The organism is Pseudooceanicola pacificus (assembly GCF_009789075.1).
Taxonomy (GTDB): Bacteria; Pseudomonadota; Alphaproteobacteria; order Rhodobacterales; family Rhodobacteraceae; genus Pseudooceanicola; species Pseudooceanicola pacificus.
Window position 1 is genome coordinate 127,426 of record NZ_WNXQ01000004.1, and the last position, 16,126, is coordinate 143,551.

Sequence of the window (16,126 nt, forward strand, 5' to 3'; positions counted from 1 at the left end):
ACGCGTTCAGGTCGAAATGTGGTAGCCGCCGTTGACCGAGATATGCTGCCCGATCACGTAGGAGGCGGCATCGGACAACAGGTAGCAGATCATCGAGACCGCCTCGTCCGGCTGAGACCAGCGGCCCATGGGGATCTGCGCCAGCGTGTTGTCGCGGAATTTCTCGCCGCGGACGACCTCGGTCATCGGGGTCTCGACCACGCCGAAACACACGGTGTTGGTGCGGATCTCGAACTTGGCCCATTCCCGCGCCGCGCTCATGGTCATGCCCATCAGGCCGGCCTTGGCGGTGGCATAGTTGATCTGGCCGATGGACCCGCGCTTGCCCGCATCGGACGAGACGTTGACGATGGCGCCGGGCGCCTGTTCGCCGTCCTTGGCGCGCTGCAGCAGGTGCGATCCGACCGCCTGCAGAAACAGGTACGACCCGGTCAGGTGCACGTCGATCACGTCGCGCCACTGTTCGATGGCCATCTTGTGGATCATCGCCGGGCGCGTGATGCCGGCGTTGTTCACCAGCCCGTCGACGCCGCCCCATTCCCCGACCATGCGCTGCACGACGGCAGGCGCCAGATCCGGTTCGGCCACGTTGCCGGCGATCCCCATGGCCGCGTCGCCGTGGGCGGCGGCAAAGTCCTGCACCGCCGCCTCGTTCAGGTCGACGGCGGCAACCTTCGCCCCCAGGCCGATGGCCATTTCCGCAGCCGCACGGCCGATGCCCTGCCCTGCGCCCGTGACGATGATGCGTTTCCCTTCGAGGGACACCAGGTTCTTCATGTCTTGCTCCTTGAAACCCCGGGCGCCTGTCAGCAGCCCTTGAAATCCGGCTGCCGCTTTTCCAGAAAGGCCTTGCGGGCCTCGGCGTGATCCTCTGTCAGCGCAAGGCGCAGCTGTGCCGCCTTTTCCGCCTCCAGCAGGTCGTCCAGCGACTGTGGCGCGGCGCCCAGCAACGCCTTCGTTTCGGCGATGGCAAGCGGTGCCACCGCGGCATAGCGTTCGGCGCGGGCCACGGCCGCATCTACCGCGCCGCCCTGCGGCACGACCTCGTCGACGAGACCGAGGGCCAGCGCCTCGTCGGTCTGGATACTGCGGGCCGAGAACAGGATGTCCCGGGCCACGCCCGGCCTCAGGCGCATCGGCAGGGTCCAGAGCAGCCCGCAGTCCGCGACGAAGCCCACCTTGCCGAAGGCGGCGCCGAACCGGGCGCCCTCGCCCGCCACCACGACGTCGCAGGCCGCCGCCAGCGACAGGCCGGCGCCGAAGGCCGCGCCCTCGACCGCAGCGATCACCGGCTTGGGACCGGAGATCAGCAGCCGGACCGTATCATGCAGGATCTGCAGGCGGCCGGACGCGATCTTCTGGTCCGACGTCATCTCGGTGATGTCCCCGCCGGCCGAGAAATCGCCGTCGGCGCCGGTCAACACGATGGCGCGCACGGACGGATCCGCGTGCAGCGCGGTGACCTGTTCCAGCAGTTCGGTGCGCATCTGGGTCGAGATCGCGTTCTTGCGGCCCGGAGAGCTGAGCGTCAGCACCGTGACAAGGCCGCGGGAGGTTGGGATGACCTGGGGCAATTCGCTATCCGTGTTATGCAAAAATATACTGTAGGACTATCTTTGGGTAAACATTGAGTCAACATGACTTCGCCACGGTGGCCGGCCTCAGCCCGAGGCGGCGCGCGGCCGGTTCAGCGCCTGCAGCGCCTCGGCGCATTCGGCATCGAGCCGGTCGACCAGCTCTGCCACCGCGGGCACGTCCGAGATGGCGGCGACGCCGTGGCCCGCACTCCAGATATCCTTCCAGACCTTGGCCTTGGAGCCGGAGTCCGAGAATTTCATCCCCGCCCCGGCGGAGCCCGCCACCTGCAACGGGTCAAGCCCCGCCGCCGCTATGCTGGGCGCCAGGTAGTTGCCCGACACGCCGGTGAAGTAGGACGAGGTCACGATGTCCGCTGTCCGGGATGCCACGATCATCTGCTTCTGCGCACCGGGCGCCGTCGCCTCCTGCGTGGCGATGAACCGGGTGCCCATGTAAACGAGGTCGGCCCCCAGAGCGCGGGCCGCCACGATGTCCCGCCCGGACGAGATCGACCCGCCCAGCACGATCAGCCCGTCGAACTGCTGCCGCAGCTCGCTGACAAAGGCAAAGGGGTTGAGCGCGCCGGAATGCCCGCCGGCCCCCGCACAGACGGCGATCAGGCCGTCGACCCCTTCGCCGATGGCCTTTGCCGCGTGGCGCAGGTTCGTAACATCGTGCAGGACGAGGCCGCCGTAGCCGTGCACCCGCTCGACGATCCGGCGGGACGGACCCAGCGAGGTGATGATGACGGGAACCTCCTGCCGGACGCAGGCATCGAGGTCATGGTCCAGCCGGGCGTTCGTCCGGTGCACGATCAGGTTGATCCCGAAAGGCACATCCTTGCCCTCGGCCTTCAGCGCGTTCCGGATCCCGGCCAGGGCAGGCTCCAGCTCCTCGGCGTGGCGGATGCTGAGCGAGGGCATGGTGCCCACGATCCCGGCGCGGCATTGCGCCAGCACCAGCTCGGGCCCCGAAACGATGAACATGGGCGAGCCGATGACCGGCAGGCGCAGGCCACGGAACATGTCGCGCGGGAGGCCCATCACAGGACGGACCTGTCCCGCAACGCCTTGAGCGCCGCCGCGTCATAGTTCAGCACCCGGCCCAGCACGTCGTCGGTGTGCTGGCCCAGCGTCGGCGCCGCGTGATCGTACCGCACGGGCGAATCGGACAGGCGGTAGGGGCTTGCCACATTGGGGATGTCGCCGCCCGTGCTGTGCGGCACGCTGACCTTCATCTGCCGGTGCTTGACCTGCGGATCCTCGAACACCTGATCCATCCGATAGATCGGCCCGCAGGGCACGCCGTGCGGTTCGAGGAAGTCGATCCACTCCAGCATGGTGCGCTTCATCATCTCGGACTCGAGCTGCGGGATCAGGTCGTCGCGGTTTTCGATCCGCCCGGCGCCGGTGGCGAACCGCGGGTCGCTCACCAGGTCGCCGCGCCCGATGGCGTTGCAGAACTTCTCGTACTGCGACTGGTTGCCGATCGCGAGGATCAGGTTGCCCTCGGCGCAGCGGAAGACCTGGTAGGGCACGATATTCGGATGGGCATTGCCCAACCGGCGCGGCATGCGATCCCCGATCAGGTAGTTCAGCGCCTGGTACGAGGTGAGCGAAACCACGCAATCCAGCAACGACATGTCGATATGCTGGCCACGCCCGGTGCGGTGGCGCTGTTCGACGGCGGCCAGGATCGCGCTGGTGGCGAAGGTGCCGGTCAGGATGTCGCCAATGGCGATGCCCACCTTCATCGGCCCGCCGCCCGGCTGGTCGTCCGGGTTGCCGGTCATGTCCATCAGCCCGCTCATGCCCTGGAGCACGAAGTCGTAGCCCGGAAGCCCGGCATAGGGGCCGTCCTGTCCGAAACCGGTGATGGAGCAGTAGATCAGCCGGGGATTGACCTGCGCCAGCGACGCGTGGTCCAGCCCGTAGCGCGCCAGCGTCCCGGTGCGGAAGTTCTCGACCAGGATATCGCATTCCGCCGCCAGGGCGCGAATGATCTCTTGCCCCTCGGGGTTCGAGAAGTCGATGGTCACCGATTTCTTCCCCCGGTTGGCAGAGACGAAATAGGTGGAATCGAAGGTGTCCCTGCCGTCCGCATCCTTCACGAAGGGAGGGCCCCAGGCGCGGGTATCGTCGCCCAGGCCCGGACGCTCGACCTTGATCACCTCGGCCCCGAGATCGGCGAGGTTCTGGGTTGCCCAGGGTCCGGCAAGCACCCGGCTGAGGTCCAGGACCCGCAATCCCGTAAGGCTTCTGTCCAGCTGCATCTCGTCTCCCCCCCCGCAGGAATCATCCAGGCGCCGGCAGCAGCGCGCCCGTCTGGCGCGGTGCACGGCCGCCACCGGTCACGTACCAAAAGTATTATCAATAGTTCTTCACTGGCAAGACAATTAAAGTGTGTAATTTCATGTATTTGAAGGATCACATGTCAACAAGATACGCGTGCCACCATGACGGGTGTGGTCATTTACCTGCATATATGTCTAACTTTGGGGAAGGCCTCCGACGGGGCGGCACCGACGACCGGGGATGACTTCATGAACGCCACATCGCACCCTCTTCCGTGGGAAACGCTGGACATTCCGGTGATGGCGGCGCCCATGTTCATCGTCTCGACACCCGAGCTTGTCATCGCCCAGTGCCGCGCCGGGATCGTCGGCACCATGCCCGCCCTGAACATCCGGGACGGCGCGGGGCTTGGGGACGAGATCGCCCGCATCCGCGAGGCGATCCCCGACCGCCGCCGCTTCGGCATCAATGTCAGCCTGCGTCGTGACAACCCGCGCCGCGGCGCGGACATGGCCGCCTGCATCGACGCCCGGGTGCCGATCGTCATCACCTCGATGGGCGTCGACCCGGATTTCGCGGGGGCGGTGCGCGGCTATGGCGGGGTCATCCTGCATGATGTCACCACCATCCGGCACGCCGAAAAGGCGCTGGAGTCCGGTGTGACCGGCCTGATCGCGGTGGCCAACGGGGCGGGCGGGCACGGTGGCCGCCTGAACCCGATCGCCTTCGTTCGGGAACTGCGCGGCCTTCACCACGGGCCGCTTGTCCTGGGCGGCGGCATCGCCGATGGCGCCGGGGTGCTGGCCGCGCGCGCCATGGGCGCCGACCTGGCCTATATCGGCACGCGGTTCATTGCCTCGACCGAGGCGAACGCCCCCGACGCCTACAAGCAGGCCCTGCTGGACGCCGCCGCCGCGGATATCGTCTATACCCCGCATTTCTCGGGCGTGCCGGCGAACTACCTTGCGGCCTCGATCCGGGCGGCCGGCCTGTCGGTCGACGCGCTGTCGGTGTCCGGCAAGGGCCCCGGCATGGACGCGCCGGATGCCCCGCGCGCCTGGCGCGACATCTGGGGGGCCGGACAGGGTGTGGGGCTGGCGCAATCTGTCATGCCTGTGGCCGAGATCGTCGCCGAGATCCGGCGCGATTACGCGGCCGCGCTCCGGTCCCTGTCGGGCGCATCGGACGCCAGGGCCACGATGGAAGGTGCCAAGGCATGAATGACACGGCACAGCAGGACGCCCGCCCGCTCGACGGGATCCGCGTGATCGAGATGGCGGGGCTGGGTATGGGTCCGCTTGCCGCGCAGACGCTCGGGGACTACGGCGCCGAGGTGATCAAGGTCGAACCGCTGGAGGGCGACCTGTTCCGCAGAACCTCGCCCCGCAGATCGGCAGGGATGGGGCACACCTTTTTGCAGTTCAACCGGAACAAGCGCAGTATCGCCGTCGACGTGAAATCGGCGCGCGGCAGCGACCTCGTGCGGCGGCTGGTCGAGGGGGCGGATGTCTTCCTGTCCAACACGCGGTCGGCCGCGCTGACCCGGCTTGGCCTGGACGGGGCGAGCCTGCGCGCCCGGAACCCGGGCCTGGTGTACTGCCTGTGCAACGGCTTTGCCGATGGCGGGCCCTATGCCGGCCGTCCGGCGGCGGACGACACGATCCAGGCCATGTCGGGGCTGGTCGACCTGCAGAACCGGGCCGGCGGCGGGGCGCATTTCACCGCGACGGTCGTGGCCGACAAGGTCGTCGCGCTGACCATCGTGAACACGGTGCTGGCGGCCCTTCTGCGGCGCGCGCGGACCGGCACCGGGATCGCGGTCGAGGTGCCGATGTTCGAGACAATGGTGGCCTTCGTGCTGCCGGAACACATGGCCGGCGCGGCCTACGACCCCGCTGAGGGCGGGACCGGCTATGCGCGCCTGCTGAACCCGAACCGCGCGCCCTTCGCCACCAGCGACGGGCAACTCTGCGTGCTGCCCTATACCGACCAGCAATGGCAGAGGTTCTTTGCCCTGATCGGCCGGCCCGAGCTGGCCGAGGACCCGAGGTTTGCGACGCTCGACCAGCGGGCCCTGCATTTCGAGGATGTCTACGGCATCGTGCGCGCCGCCCTGCCGCAGAAGACGACCGCCGAATGGATCGCGCTGCTGGAACGGTCGGATATCCTCTACGGGCCGGTGAATACGGTCGAGGACCTGCTGGCGGACCCGCACCTGGCGGCCCGGAACATGTTCCCGGAACACGATCACCCGACCGAGGGGCGCATCCGCCTGCTGGGGTTTCCGGTCAGCGCCTCGGCCCCCTTCGCTGGTCTTGACAGGCTGCCGCCCCGGCTGGGCGAGCACGGCGCCGCCATCGCCGCCGAGGCCGGTCTGGGCGGCGACGAGATCCGGGCGATGATCCGTGACGGAGAGCTTCTTGCCCCGCCGGACTGAAGGCGCCAGAGCCGAAAGCCCCCGGTCCGCGCCGCGAAACGAGATTGTGGTTTCCTCCGGGGAAAGACTAGAGATAGATCAATGGAAGCTTCGGAGCCGCGGGGAGGCGGCGGGCCACGGCGGCACATCCGCCCGGCCCTGCCGGCGCACGGCGCCGCCTGAGCGGAAAACGGACGGGAGGACCTGTAGTTGAGACACCTGCGATTCATGATGAGCCGGATCGAAGTGGTTCTGGGGACCCTGGCGGCATTGATGCTTCTGGGGATCATGGTCGCCATGTGCGCCGACACCTTCATGCGCTACGCATTCACCGCGCCGATTGCCGGCGTGCAGGACCTGGTCGGACGCTACCTGATGGTCGCGGCCTATTTCCTGATCCTGTCGCTCAGCTACACGGCCGGGTCGCAGGTCAGGATCGACTTCCTGAACGTGGCTCTGCCGCCGCGGCTGCGGCACCTGATCGAGGCGGTGACCTGCGCGGCGACCGCCGTCCTGTTCGCGCTGATCGGCTGGCTGGCCGGATCGCGGTCGCTGGTCAGCCTGGAGCGGGCCGAGATCATGCCGGGCCCGATCCCCTGGCCGGTCTGGGTGACAACGGCTGTGGTTGCCTTCGGAACCGGCCTTCTGGTGCTGCGGCTGATCCTGGATGCCGTCGGGCATGCCGCCGCCGTCCTGGGCGCGCGCGACGCGCCGCCCCTGCCTTCGGCCGAAGGGGGGCACTGATCCCATGCTGGTCTTGCTGATCACAATTCTGATGCTGGGGCTGCTGGTCCTCGGGATGCCGGTGGGCTTTGCCATGGGCGTGGCCGGCGCGACCGGACTCTATGCGCTCGGGGGCACACGGTTTCTCTATGCCATCCTCGACACCACACCCCTGTCGACCGTCGGCGTCTACGAACTGGTGACCATTCCGATGTTCCTGCTGATGGCCGAACTTGTCCTGTTGAGCGGTGTGACCGACGACCTGTTCAAGGCCGCCGCCGCATGGCTCAGCCGGATCCGCGGCGGCCTGGCCATGGCGACATCGGTGGCGGGTGCCGGTTTTGCCGCGATCTGCGGATCCTCCACCGGATCGGCGGCCACACTGGCGGCGACGACGATTCCGTCCATGCTGCGGCAGGGTTACGATGCGCGACTCGCCAGTGGCGTGGTCGCCATCTCGGGCACGCTTGCGATCCTGATCCCGCCCTCGGTCGGGATGATCGTCTACGGTTTCATGGCCGAGGTCTCGATCGCCAAGCTCTTCGTCGCCGGGGTCCTGCCCGGGATGCTGGTGATGTTCACCATCATCCTGACGGTGGCGATCCTGGTGCGCATCGACCCCGACGCCGCCCCGCCGGTGCAAAGCGTCCCCATGCGCGAGCGGTTCCGGCTGCTGACCGGGGTCATCCCAACACTGGTACTTTTCGGCTTCGTGACCGGAGCGATCTACAGCGGCGCCACCACCCCGACCGAAGCCTCGGCCGTTGGCGCCGCCGGGGCCTTCATCCTGGCGCTGGCACGCGGGCGGTGGCAGTTCGGGCTTTTCGCCCATGCCTTCCGGCGGGCCGCGATGACAAGTTGCATGATCCTGACGATCATCCTGGGGGCGCATATCTTCGGCTACTTCATCACCATCACCCGCCTGACGCAGGACATCATCTCCTACGTGGCGGCGCTGGAAGCCAACCGGTGGGTCATCCTGCTGATCATCCTGGCCGGCTATGTCGTGCTGGGCATGATCATGGACCAGATGGCGATCCTGGTTCTGACGGTGCCCATCGTCGTGCCGCTGGTCGACAGCCTGGGGTTCGACCTGATCTGGTTCGGCGTGGTCTTCATCATCGTGGCCGAGATCGGGCTGGTGACGCCACCGCTGGGGCTGAACTGCTTCGTCGTCGCCCGCTATGCCGAACGCCCGCTGGGCCAGGTCTTTCGCGGCACCTTCCCCCATGTCATCGCCCATTTCATGGTCATCGCGATCCTGCTGATGTTCCCGGCGATCGTCTTGTGGCTGCCCAGCCGGATGTAGGCCGAAATCACGGTTTAAAGCGCTATAGTTCTGCTTTTAGAACTTGCGGGGCCGGATCGCGCTCAATATCCTTGAATGGATGGCGCGCGGACAGGCGCGCCGATGGGAGGAGAACACGATGATGACCGCTAACCTGACTATTGTCGGCGGCGTGGTGCTGGCCGGTGCGATGCTGCTGCCGGGGCTGGCCACCGCACAGGACTACGACCCGATCACGCTGAAGCTGGCGGACTCGTTCCCCACGACCCATGTGATTTCGGAGGAAGGCGCACAGTACTTCATGGATCAGGTCAAGACGCTGTCGGACGGCAAGATCACGATCGAGTATTTCCCGGCCTCGCAACTGGGCAAGGCAGGCGACTTCCTCACCCTCCTGCAGACCGGTCTGGTCGATATCGCCTATGTGCCGCCGGCATACGTGTCGGAAAAGATGCCGCTGTCCGATGTCGGCAGCCTTCCGGGCCTCTTCTCGGATGTCTGCGCGGGCAGCAGGGCCTATCGCGAGCTGGCAACCGAAGGGCCGGTCGCACAGAACGATTTCCAGGACCAGGGGATCCGCCCCCTGTTCGCGACGCCGCTGCCCCCCTACCAGATCAGCGGCCCGGATGTTCCGGTAAACTCGCTGGACGACCTCAAGGGCCGCAAGATCCGGTCCACCGGCGCGGCCACCAACCTGGTTGTCGAGGCCCTGGGCGGGGTGCCGGTGAACATTCCCGGCGCCGAGACCTACGAGGCGCTGGACCGGGGCACCATCGATTTCAACCTCGGGCCCTACAGCTCGTACAAGGGCTATGACCTGTACGACCAGACCAACTTTGGCACCGTCGGCTTCGGGTTCGCCAACATCATCATCACCTATTCGGTCAGCCAGGAAACCTTGGACAACCTGCCCGAGGCGGCCCGGGCCGTCCTGACCGAGGCGGGAACGGCGACCTCGGATCACCTGTGCAGCGCGCTGGAGACCGAGAACGACACCGCCATCAAGGAGATGACCGACCTCGGCGCCAAATTCTACAAGGCGACGCCGGAAAGTCTGGCGGATTTCGCCGAGAAGGCGAAGACCATCCAGCAGAAATGGGCCGAGGGGCTGGACGGACGCGGGTTCAAGGGCACCGAAACGCTGGAAGCCATGAAAGCGGCCCTGTCGGAATAAGGCCGCCGCGCGTCGGGTGATCCCGCCGCACGGACGGACACAAGGGCCGGGAGGTGTCGTACCGCCCGGCCCTTTTCATGCGCCGCCCGTGCAAGGGCGCACGGGGTCAGGTGCTGGTAAAGCCGCCATCGACGGCCAGCGCCGCGCCGGTGACATAGGCCGAACGGTCGGACATCAGCCAGACCGCCTGATCGGCGATCTCTTCGGGACGGGCCAGCCGCCCGATGGGTGTCTTGCGCGCGATAGCTTCCAGCTTGTCCGCGCTGCTGTGCGCGATCAGGGGCGTTTCCACGTAGCCCGGGCAGATCGCGTTGACCCGGATCCCGGCCCGGCCATAGTCGATGGCGGCCGATTTCGTCAGCCCGATGACGCCATGCTTGGCCGCCGCGTAGTGCGATGCCATCGGCATGCCGACCAGCCCGGCGATCGAGGCCATGTTCACGATGGACGCCCCCGCGGTCATCGCCACCAGCTCGTGCTTCATGCAGAGCCACACGCCGGTCAGGTTCACGTCGATCATCAGCCGCCAGGACTCGTAGTCCAGTTCGCCGGTTCTCAGCCCGGTCGACCCGGTCTCGTTCGATCCGATACCGGCGTTGTTCAGCGCGGCATCCAGCCGGCCGAAACGGTCGACGACGCCCGCGACCATCGCGGCCACGCTGTCCCGGTCCGCGACATCCACGGCCAGGGCCTCGGCCGTCGCGCCGGATTGCGCGATCTCTTGGGCCAGGGCGCGGGCGCCATCCAGGTTGCGGTCCGCCAGGGCCACAAGGGCACCGTCCCGGGCCGCCGCCCGGGCCGTGGCAGCGCCGATCCCCGAGGCCGCGCCGGTGATCAGAACGATCTTTCCCGCCAGCAGCCCCTGCCCCCCGCCCTGCATGTCGGGTTGCCTGTCGCTCATCTGTTTGTCCTCCTCGCGGTCCGGTTGGCACGCAGGATAGCCGGGTTTCGGCCGGATGACCTGTCCCAAGGGAAGTGACCGGACACCCCCGCCGTCAGCCGGCCGCCACGCCCATACCGCCCGAGACGCCCAGCGTCTCGCCGGTAATGTAGCCGGCCTCGCGCGAGGCGATGAAGGCGACTGTAGCGGCGACCTCCTCGGGCGTGCCGAGGCGGCGGGCCAGGGTCGCGTTCTCCATCGCCTGCAGCAGCTTGTCGCCGCCGTCCTGCACCGCGCGGCGCAACAGGGGCGTGTCGATGGGGCCCGGAACGATGGTGTTGCAGGTGATCCCGTAGCGGGCGTTTTCCATCGCCAGCGACTTGGTGAAGGCGATCAGCCCGCCCTTGGCCGCAGAATAGACGGACCCGCCGCGCGAGCCGAGGCGCCCCGCCTCGGACCCGATGTTGACGATACGGCCGAACCCCTTCTGCTGCATCGCGGGCAGGGTGGCATGGGTCACGGCAAAGACCGCTTCGAGGTTGATCAGCAAAAGGCGGCGCCAGTCCTCCTCGGTCGTCTGGGTGAAGAAGGCATGCTGGTCGACGCCCGCATTGTTGATCACGATGTCAAAGGGACCCTGTTCGGCGATCAGCTCGCGCAGGCGGGCAAAGTCGGTCAGGTCCACCGCGGCGACCTGCGCGCCGCCGCCGCAATCAGCGGCCAGGGCGGTGGCGATGTCCGGGTTGCGGTCGAAGATCGACACCCGCACGCCCTCGGCCGCCAGGCGTCGCACGATGGCGGCGCCGATGCCCTTGGCGCCGCCGGTGATCATGGCCGACAACCCGGCCAGCCGGGTGTTCAGGTCCATGTCATTCACCCCGGAACACCGGGGCACGGCGTTCGATGACGGCCTTCAGCCCCTCCATCGAATCCTTCGTGCCCGACAGCGACGCGGTTTCCCGCGCCTCGTCCGGCAGGGCGGATTCGAATCCGCGCGCCAGCCCGTTCCACATCAGCCGCTTGGTGGCCGACTGCGCCTTGGGGGCGCCTGCGGCCAGCAGGCGCGCGGTCTCCCTCACCTCCTCGTCGAGCCGGTCGTCGGGGACCATGCGCGTGACAAGGCCGATGCGCTCGGCCTCCTCGGCCTCGACGATGCGGTTGGTCAGGACCATGTCCATCGCCCGGCGGAAGCCAACGATCTTGGACAGGGTCGCCGTGGCCCCGGCATCGGGCGACATGCCCACCCGGGTCGCACCGGCCATGAATTTCGCGCTTGCCCCGCAGATCACGATGTCCGAAGCGCAGACCAGCCCCAGCCCGGCCCCGCCCGCGGCAAAGCCGTGCACCCGGGTCACGACCGGCACCTCCAGGTTCACCAGCGCCGAGACGCAGACCTGCAGATAGGCCGTGGCCATGCGCAGGTAGTGCGGCAGGTCATCGCCCTTTGAGACGAAGTCCTTCACGTTGCCGCCGCCCGAGAAGATCTTGCCGTTGCCCGACAGGATCACCGCCCGGACGCGGGCGTCGCCGTGCACCCGCATGACGACATCCTGAAAGACCTTCATCAGGTCGACGTCAAAGCCGTTGCCCGTTTCGGGCCGGTTCAGCGTGACATGCGCGATGCCCGCGCCGTAGCTCAGCAGCACCGGTCCTTCGCCGACCAGCGTGTCCGTTTCGCCTGTCATGGGCTCCTCCCCTCCTTCCCCGGTCAGACGAGGAAGGACAGCGTGTAGATCGCCTTGTTGTTGTTGATCAGAACGACCTTCTTGTAGGCCATCCGCAACTCTCCCCCGACCCGCCGCAGCGAATACTCGTTGCGCGAGGCCCACATGGTGTCACCACGCATGTTGGTCTCGAAAATCTGGCTGTTGCACATCACCTTGAGGTCCTCGCTGTCGGACTTCAACAGCTCGAAGTTCGAGATCACCCGCGCCAGCTGTGACGGCGGTGTCTGCGAATGCCTGCGCCCGGTCTTGAGCTGCCGCACCCGCAGCGCGATGCGCGAACGGTTGTCGTAGATCAGCGACATCTGCCGCTCCGGATCCGTATCGGTCCCGTTTGCCGGCACCCAGTAGAGCGCGTCATCTGTCCACAGGGCCTCCCACGCGTCGTAGTCGTGGATGTCCTGAAGCCGCGCCTCGCGAAAGATGAACTGCTGCACCTCGTGGTAGAGCTCGGGGTTGAACGCCTTTTCATAGACGCGCGGCTTGCCGACCCATTCCTTGAGGATGTCGGGGCCTTCGATCTCGGCTGCTTCGGTGCTCATTTGTCTTCCATCACTTCGCGGTAGTGTTCCCAGATCGCGCGCGACGGCAGGTCGTCGGTCGAATGACCGATGCGATAGCCGTCCTCGTCGCGCCGTTCGCGGTGTTCGCCGCGCTTGAGGAACAGGTATTCCGGTTCGCGGATTTCCAGGCCGCGCTGGTTGCGCTCGTACATCTCGGTGTCGTCGGCCAGCAGGAAACCCGCCGGCCCCACGGATCCCATGGTCTGCTGGCGTAGCCGGCGGTTGATATCGGGCGCGCCCTTGAACTGGATCGCGGTCGAATGCTGGATCGACTCACTGGCCGAGACCGGCTCGATGACGAAGATCTGGATCTCGGCGATGAAGAGGTTCGGAAAGATCATCGTGTGCGGCGTGCCGTCGATCATGATCTGGCGCGCACGGTCCGCGCCATAGGCCTCGTTCATCTGGGCGACATAGTCGGGCAGGCGCTCGGGCGTGGTGCCGAACCACGACATCGGCTTGTCGCGGCGGCGGAATTCGGGGCGCGGATCGACCTCAGTATGGCCGTTGCCCAGGTCGCGGGTCACGGCCACGGCGTTGTCACCGTAGAGGTCGCCGATGGCACTGTCCGAGACCGAGAAGATCGAGGAATGCACGAAGGCCGGGTGATAGCCGTCGCATTCGTTTTCCAGGATGAACTTCCAGTTGGCGCGGGTGCGGTGCTTGAGGAATCCCGCAGTGATCTCGATCTCGCCGGTCGGGGAATTGTCGCAGAGCTGGTCGATGCAGCGTTTCGCCCCGGCCAGGTGTTCCTCGATCGTCGGGCCCTCGGGGGCCATCGAACCGAAGATGAAACCGCGGTAGTTCGCGATCCGCGTGACCTTGCCCAGGCCAAGCTGCGACTTGTCGGTGCCCTTGTAGCCCTCGGGGAAGGCATAGTTGATCAGCTCGCCGGTGTTGGCGAAGGTCCAGGAATGATACGGGCAGGTGAACCGCGCGCGGTTGCCGCGTTCCTGCACGCAGACGGCATTGCCCCGGTGCGGGCAGCGGTTCAGCAAGAGCTGGATCTCGCCTTTCATGTCGCGGACCATCAGCACCGGCATCGGGCCGATGGACTTGGTGACGAAGTCGTTCTTCTGCGGCACTTCACTTTCGTGACCGATGTAGACCCAGGTGCGGAACCAGATCTTCTCGACCTCTTCCTTGAAGATGCCCTGGTCGTAGTAGAGCGACCCGTGAACCCGGCCGGGCTGGATCAGCTCGTCCCACTTCGGTTTGAAGCCTCCGTCCATCGTCTCTCCCTCCCCGGGTTGCCTGCCGACATCTGCGTGCGGATTTTGATAAAACCGGACAGCCATCCTAATAATTGCCGACGGGCGCCAAGTCAATGCCGTGCGACGGGCCGTTCCGGCGCCGCCTAGCGCCCTGTGAACCGCGGCTTGCGGCCCTGGAGGAAAGCCGCGATGCCCTCGGCCGCGTCCTCCGAGGCAAAGACCTGGTTCTGATAGACCGCCTCCCGCTCCAGCGCCGCGTCGGCGTCGCGCTCTTCCCTGAGGATGCGTTTCGACAGCCTGAGCGCGACCGTGGGCCCGGCCGCGAGCGAGGTGGCCAGCTCCTCGGCCCGGGCATCGAGCTCGTCATCCGGCAGCACCTCGGCGCAGAGCCCGAGGGACAGCGCCTTGTCCGCCGACAGCAGCCGGCCGGTCAGGATGAGGTAGGCCGCGCGCTGGTATCCCAGCGTCTCGCGCAGGAACAGGTGCAGCCCGGCGTCGCTCATTATGCCGATATTTCCGTAGGGAGAGCCAAATCGCGCCGAGGATCCGCCCAGCACGATGTCGCATGTGGCGGCGATCCCGAAGCCACCCCCGACGCAGGCCCCCTGTACCGCAGCGATCACCGGAACGGGCACGTTGCGCAGGGCACGCAGGGCCGGGTTCACCAGGCCGTCGATGATCGCAAAGGCATCGGCCTTGTCCGGTTCGATCTCGCTGATGTCGAAGCCCGAACAGAAGGCCCCGCCCGCGCCCCGAATCAGAAGCGCCCTGGCCCCGCTGTCGGTCACGCGCGCCGCGGCCGCGCCCAGGGCCGCCCAGTCCTCGCCGCGCAGGGCGTTCTTTCGATGGGGCCGGTTCAGCACGATCTCGGCCAGGTCGCCCCGGAACTGCAGGTCCACTTCCTTCATGGCGCCATCGCCTCCCCTATTACTGAATAAACCGGCTAGCCGTTCGTCTTATCTAGCAATGACCCATCCGATGTGCAATTTGTAGGACCGTCCACCGGGGCATGCACCCCCGATCAGGCACGAGGAGGACTCGCCATGAACATCACCCGCAGCTCCGACCAGATGGAAGCGGGCTTTCGCCTGAACGACCCCGTCTTCGTGACCGAGGACCTGGTGATGCTGCGCGAACAGGTGCGCCGCTTCGTCGAGCGTGAGGTCGTGCCCAACGGCGAGGCCTGGGAACGCGAGGGCAGGATCCCGCGCGAGATGTACCTGAAGCTGGGCGAGATGGGCCTGCTGGGCATGCAGCACGAAGAAGCCTATGGCGGGACCGAGATGGGCTCCCTCGCCTCGGTCGTTTTCGGAGAGGAACTGTCGCGCTCGACCTTCGGGGGGTTCACCGCCTCGGTGACCGTGCACACCGACATGTCGGCCAGCCACATCACCCGGGTCGGCACACCCGAACAGAAGGCGCGGTTCCTGCCCGACATCATCGCCGGCAAGACCGTCTGCAGCATCGGCGTGACCGAGGCCGGCGCCGGGTCGGATGTCGCCGGGCTGGCCACCCGGGCCACGCGCGACGGTGACGACTGGGTGATCAACGGCACCAAGATGTTCATCACCAACGCGGTCTATGGCAACCTCGTGATCCTGGGGGCGCGGACCGACGGGCCCGGCTCGGGCGCGCGGGGGATCTCGCTGTTCCTCGTGCCGACGGACACGCCGGGCTTCAAGGTGGCCGCCAAGCTGGACAAGCACGGCTGGCTCTGCTCGGACACGGCCGAACTGGCGTTCGAGGACATGCGCCTGCCTGCCGATGCGATGCTGGGGGGCGAGAACCGGGGCTTTCACGCGATCATGAAGGGGTTCGAACACGAGCGCCTGATGATCGGTGCCTTCTGTGCCGGCGAGGGGGCCAAGGCGATCGAGCTGACGCTCGACTACGTGCGCACCCGCCGGGCCTTCGGCAAGACGATCTGGGATCAGCAGGCGACGCGGCAACGCCTGGCCGACCTCGCGTCCAAGGTGGCGATGATCCGGGCGCTGACCTACCAGACCGCCGCCGCCAAGGATGCGGGCCAGCCGGTCAGCCGCGAGACGGCCATGATCAAGTCCGTGGGCCCCGAGATCCTGCACGAGGTGGTGCACGGCTGCCTGCAGTTGCACGGCGGCACCGGCTACATGCGCGGCACCCCGATCGAACGCATGGCGCGCGACGCCCGGATCCTGCGGATCGGCGGCGGCGCGACCGAGGTCATGCTGGAAGAGGTCGCCAAGCGGATGTGACCCCGGCGGCCCGGCGCCTGCCTGGCGCGCCGGGCCGG

16 protein-coding genes are annotated in these 16,126 nt (G+C 67.1%); 6 read left to right on the forward strand and 10 right to left on the reverse strand.

Annotated features, from left to right (window positions below; genetic code table 11):
- Window positions 1–6: 6 nt before the first annotated feature.
- The 4 genes from GLS40_RS08705 to GLS40_RS08720 form a co-directional block, all read right to left on the reverse strand.
- A complete protein-coding gene (locus GLS40_RS08705; protein ID WP_160382374.1) occupies window positions 7–777 on the reverse strand; it encodes an SDR family NAD(P)-dependent oxidoreductase in 771 nt (256 codons plus the stop codon).
- Between the two features lie 29 nt (window positions 778–806).
- Window positions 807–1,574, reverse strand: a complete 768-nt coding sequence (locus tag GLS40_RS08710) for an enoyl-CoA hydratase/isomerase family protein (RefSeq protein WP_202076026.1) — start codon at window positions 1,572–1,574, stop codon at window positions 807–809.
- A gap of 87 nt (window positions 1,575–1,661) precedes the next feature.
- Window positions 1,662–2,621 carry an NAD(P)H-dependent flavin oxidoreductase gene (locus tag GLS40_RS08715; protein ID WP_160382632.1) on the reverse strand — a complete coding sequence of 320 codons (960 nt, stop codon included), beginning with the start codon at window positions 2,619–2,621 and terminating at the stop codon, window positions 1,662–1,664.
- On the reverse strand, window positions 2,621–3,850 hold the full coding sequence (locus tag GLS40_RS08720) for a CaiB/BaiF CoA transferase family protein (protein ID WP_235905838.1): 1,230 nt from the start codon (window positions 3,848–3,850) through the stop codon (window positions 2,621–2,623). Before GLS40_RS08720 ends, GLS40_RS08715 begins: the two co-directional genes overlap by 1 nt.
- A gap of 270 nt (window positions 3,851–4,120) precedes the next feature.
- Here GLS40_RS08720 and GLS40_RS08725 point away from each other — a divergent pair, with 270 nt between their 5' ends.
- From GLS40_RS08725 to GLS40_RS08745, 5 genes are all read left to right on the forward strand, one after another.
- On the forward strand, window positions 4,121–5,092 hold the full coding sequence (locus GLS40_RS08725) for an NAD(P)H-dependent flavin oxidoreductase (protein WP_160382376.1): 972 nt from the start codon (window positions 4,121–4,123) through the stop codon (window positions 5,090–5,092).
- Window positions 5,089–6,309 (forward strand): CaiB/BaiF CoA transferase family protein, encoded by a 1,221-nt coding sequence (locus tag GLS40_RS08730; protein ID WP_160382377.1) that lies wholly within the window; start codon window positions 5,089–5,091, stop codon window positions 6,307–6,309. Before GLS40_RS08725 ends, GLS40_RS08730 begins: the two co-directional genes overlap by 4 nt.
- Window positions 6,310–6,498: 189 nt before the next feature.
- On the forward strand, window positions 6,499–7,032 hold the full coding sequence (locus tag GLS40_RS08735; protein WP_160382378.1) for a TRAP transporter small permease: 534 nt from the start codon (window positions 6,499–6,501) through the stop codon (window positions 7,030–7,032).
- 4 nt (window positions 7,033–7,036) lie between these two features.
- The gene (locus GLS40_RS08740) at window positions 7,037–8,320 is read left to right on the forward strand and encodes a TRAP transporter large permease (RefSeq protein WP_160382379.1); all 1,284 of its coding nucleotides are present in this window, start codon (window positions 7,037–7,039) and stop codon (window positions 8,318–8,320) included.
- A 118-nt stretch (window positions 8,321–8,438) separates the two neighbouring features.
- Window positions 8,439–9,473 carry a TRAP transporter substrate-binding protein gene (locus GLS40_RS08745; protein WP_160382380.1) on the forward strand — a complete coding sequence of 345 codons (1,035 nt, stop codon included), beginning with the start codon at window positions 8,439–8,441 and terminating at the stop codon, window positions 9,471–9,473.
- Between the two features lie 106 nt (window positions 9,474–9,579).
- Here the strand turns inward: GLS40_RS08745 and GLS40_RS08750 are convergent, their stop codons facing one another.
- From GLS40_RS08750 to GLS40_RS08775, 6 genes are all read right to left on the reverse strand, one after another.
- Window positions 9,580–10,374 carry an SDR family NAD(P)-dependent oxidoreductase gene (locus GLS40_RS08750; RefSeq protein ID WP_202076028.1) on the reverse strand — a complete coding sequence of 265 codons (795 nt, stop codon included), beginning with the start codon at window positions 10,372–10,374 and terminating at the stop codon, window positions 9,580–9,582.
- Between the two features lie 94 nt (window positions 10,375–10,468).
- A complete protein-coding gene (locus GLS40_RS08755) occupies window positions 10,469–11,221 on the reverse strand; it encodes an SDR family NAD(P)-dependent oxidoreductase (protein WP_160382381.1) in 753 nt (250 codons plus the stop codon).
- A gap of 1 nt (window position 11,222) precedes the next feature.
- Window positions 11,223–12,038, reverse strand: coding sequence for an enoyl-CoA hydratase/isomerase family protein (locus GLS40_RS08760; protein WP_160382382.1), 816 nt, complete (start codon window positions 12,036–12,038; stop codon window positions 11,223–11,225).
- Window positions 12,039–12,061: 23 nt separating this feature from the next.
- Window positions 12,062–12,619 carry an aromatic-ring-hydroxylating dioxygenase subunit beta gene (locus GLS40_RS08765; protein WP_160382383.1) on the reverse strand — a complete coding sequence of 186 codons (558 nt, stop codon included), beginning with the start codon at window positions 12,617–12,619 and terminating at the stop codon, window positions 12,062–12,064.
- A complete protein-coding gene (locus tag GLS40_RS08770) occupies window positions 12,616–13,872 on the reverse strand; it encodes an aromatic ring-hydroxylating oxygenase subunit alpha (protein ID WP_160382384.1) in 1,257 nt (418 codons plus the stop codon). The genes GLS40_RS08765 and GLS40_RS08770 overlap by 4 nt, the downstream gene beginning before the upstream one ends.
- A gap of 125 nt (window positions 13,873–13,997) precedes the next feature.
- Complete coding sequence (locus tag GLS40_RS08775; RefSeq protein ID WP_160382385.1) at window positions 13,998–14,762, reverse strand: enoyl-CoA hydratase/isomerase family protein; 765 nt, start codon at window positions 14,760–14,762, stop codon at window positions 13,998–14,000.
- 135 nt (window positions 14,763–14,897) lie between these two features.
- On the opposite strand from GLS40_RS08775, the gene GLS40_RS08780 reads away from it, so the two are divergent.
- Window positions 14,898–16,088, forward strand: a complete 1,191-nt coding sequence (locus tag GLS40_RS08780; protein ID WP_235905839.1) for an acyl-CoA dehydrogenase family protein — start codon at window positions 14,898–14,900, stop codon at window positions 16,086–16,088.
- The last annotated feature ends 38 nt before the right edge of the window (window positions 16,089–16,126 follow it).

What these genes read in the sequence shown, in the direction of transcription:
- GLS40_RS08705 (WP_160382374.1), bottom strand. Translation starts at nt 777, where the DNA reads ATGAAGAACCTGGTGTCCCTCGAAGGGAAACGCATCATCGTCACGGGC.
- GLS40_RS08715 (WP_160382632.1), bottom strand. Translation starts at nt 2,621, where the DNA reads ATGGGCCTCCCGCGCGACATGTTCCGTGGCCTGCGCCTGCCGGTCATC.
- GLS40_RS08720 (WP_235905838.1), bottom strand. Translation starts at nt 3,850, where the DNA reads ATGCAGCTGGACAGAAGCCTTACGGGATTGCGGGTCCTGGACCTCAGC.
- GLS40_RS08725 (WP_160382376.1), top strand. Translation starts at nt 4,121, where the DNA reads ATGAACGCCACATCGCACCCTCTTCCGTGGGAAACGCTGGACATTCCG.
- GLS40_RS08730 (WP_160382377.1), top strand. Translation starts at nt 5,089, where the DNA reads ATGAATGACACGGCACAGCAGGACGCCCGCCCGCTCGACGGGATCCGC.
- GLS40_RS08740 (WP_160382379.1), top strand. Translation starts at nt 7,037, where the DNA reads ATGCTGGTCTTGCTGATCACAATTCTGATGCTGGGGCTGCTGGTCCTC.
- GLS40_RS08745 (WP_160382380.1), top strand. Translation starts at nt 8,439, where the DNA reads ATGATGACCGCTAACCTGACTATTGTCGGCGGCGTGGTGCTGGCCGGT.
- GLS40_RS08750 (WP_202076028.1), bottom strand. Translation starts at nt 10,374, where the DNA reads ATGAGCGACAGGCAACCCGACATGCAGGGCGGGGGGCAGGGGCTGCTG.
- GLS40_RS08755 (WP_160382381.1), bottom strand. Translation starts at nt 11,221, where the DNA reads ATGGACCTGAACACCCGGCTGGCCGGGTTGTCGGCCATGATCACCGGC.
- GLS40_RS08760 (WP_160382382.1), bottom strand. Translation starts at nt 12,038, where the DNA reads ATGACAGGCGAAACGGACACGCTGGTCGGCGAAGGACCGGTGCTGCTG.
- GLS40_RS08765 (WP_160382383.1), bottom strand. Translation starts at nt 12,619, where the DNA reads ATGAGCACCGAAGCAGCCGAGATCGAAGGCCCCGACATCCTCAAGGAA.
- GLS40_RS08770 (WP_160382384.1), bottom strand. Translation starts at nt 13,872, where the DNA reads ATGGACGGAGGCTTCAAACCGAAGTGGGACGAGCTGATCCAGCCCGGC.
- GLS40_RS08775 (WP_160382385.1), bottom strand. Translation starts at nt 14,762, where the DNA reads ATGAAGGAAGTGGACCTGCAGTTCCGGGGCGACCTGGCCGAGATCGTG.
- GLS40_RS08780 (WP_235905839.1), top strand. Translation starts at nt 14,898, where the DNA reads ATGAACATCACCCGCAGCTCCGACCAGATGGAAGCGGGCTTTCGCCTG.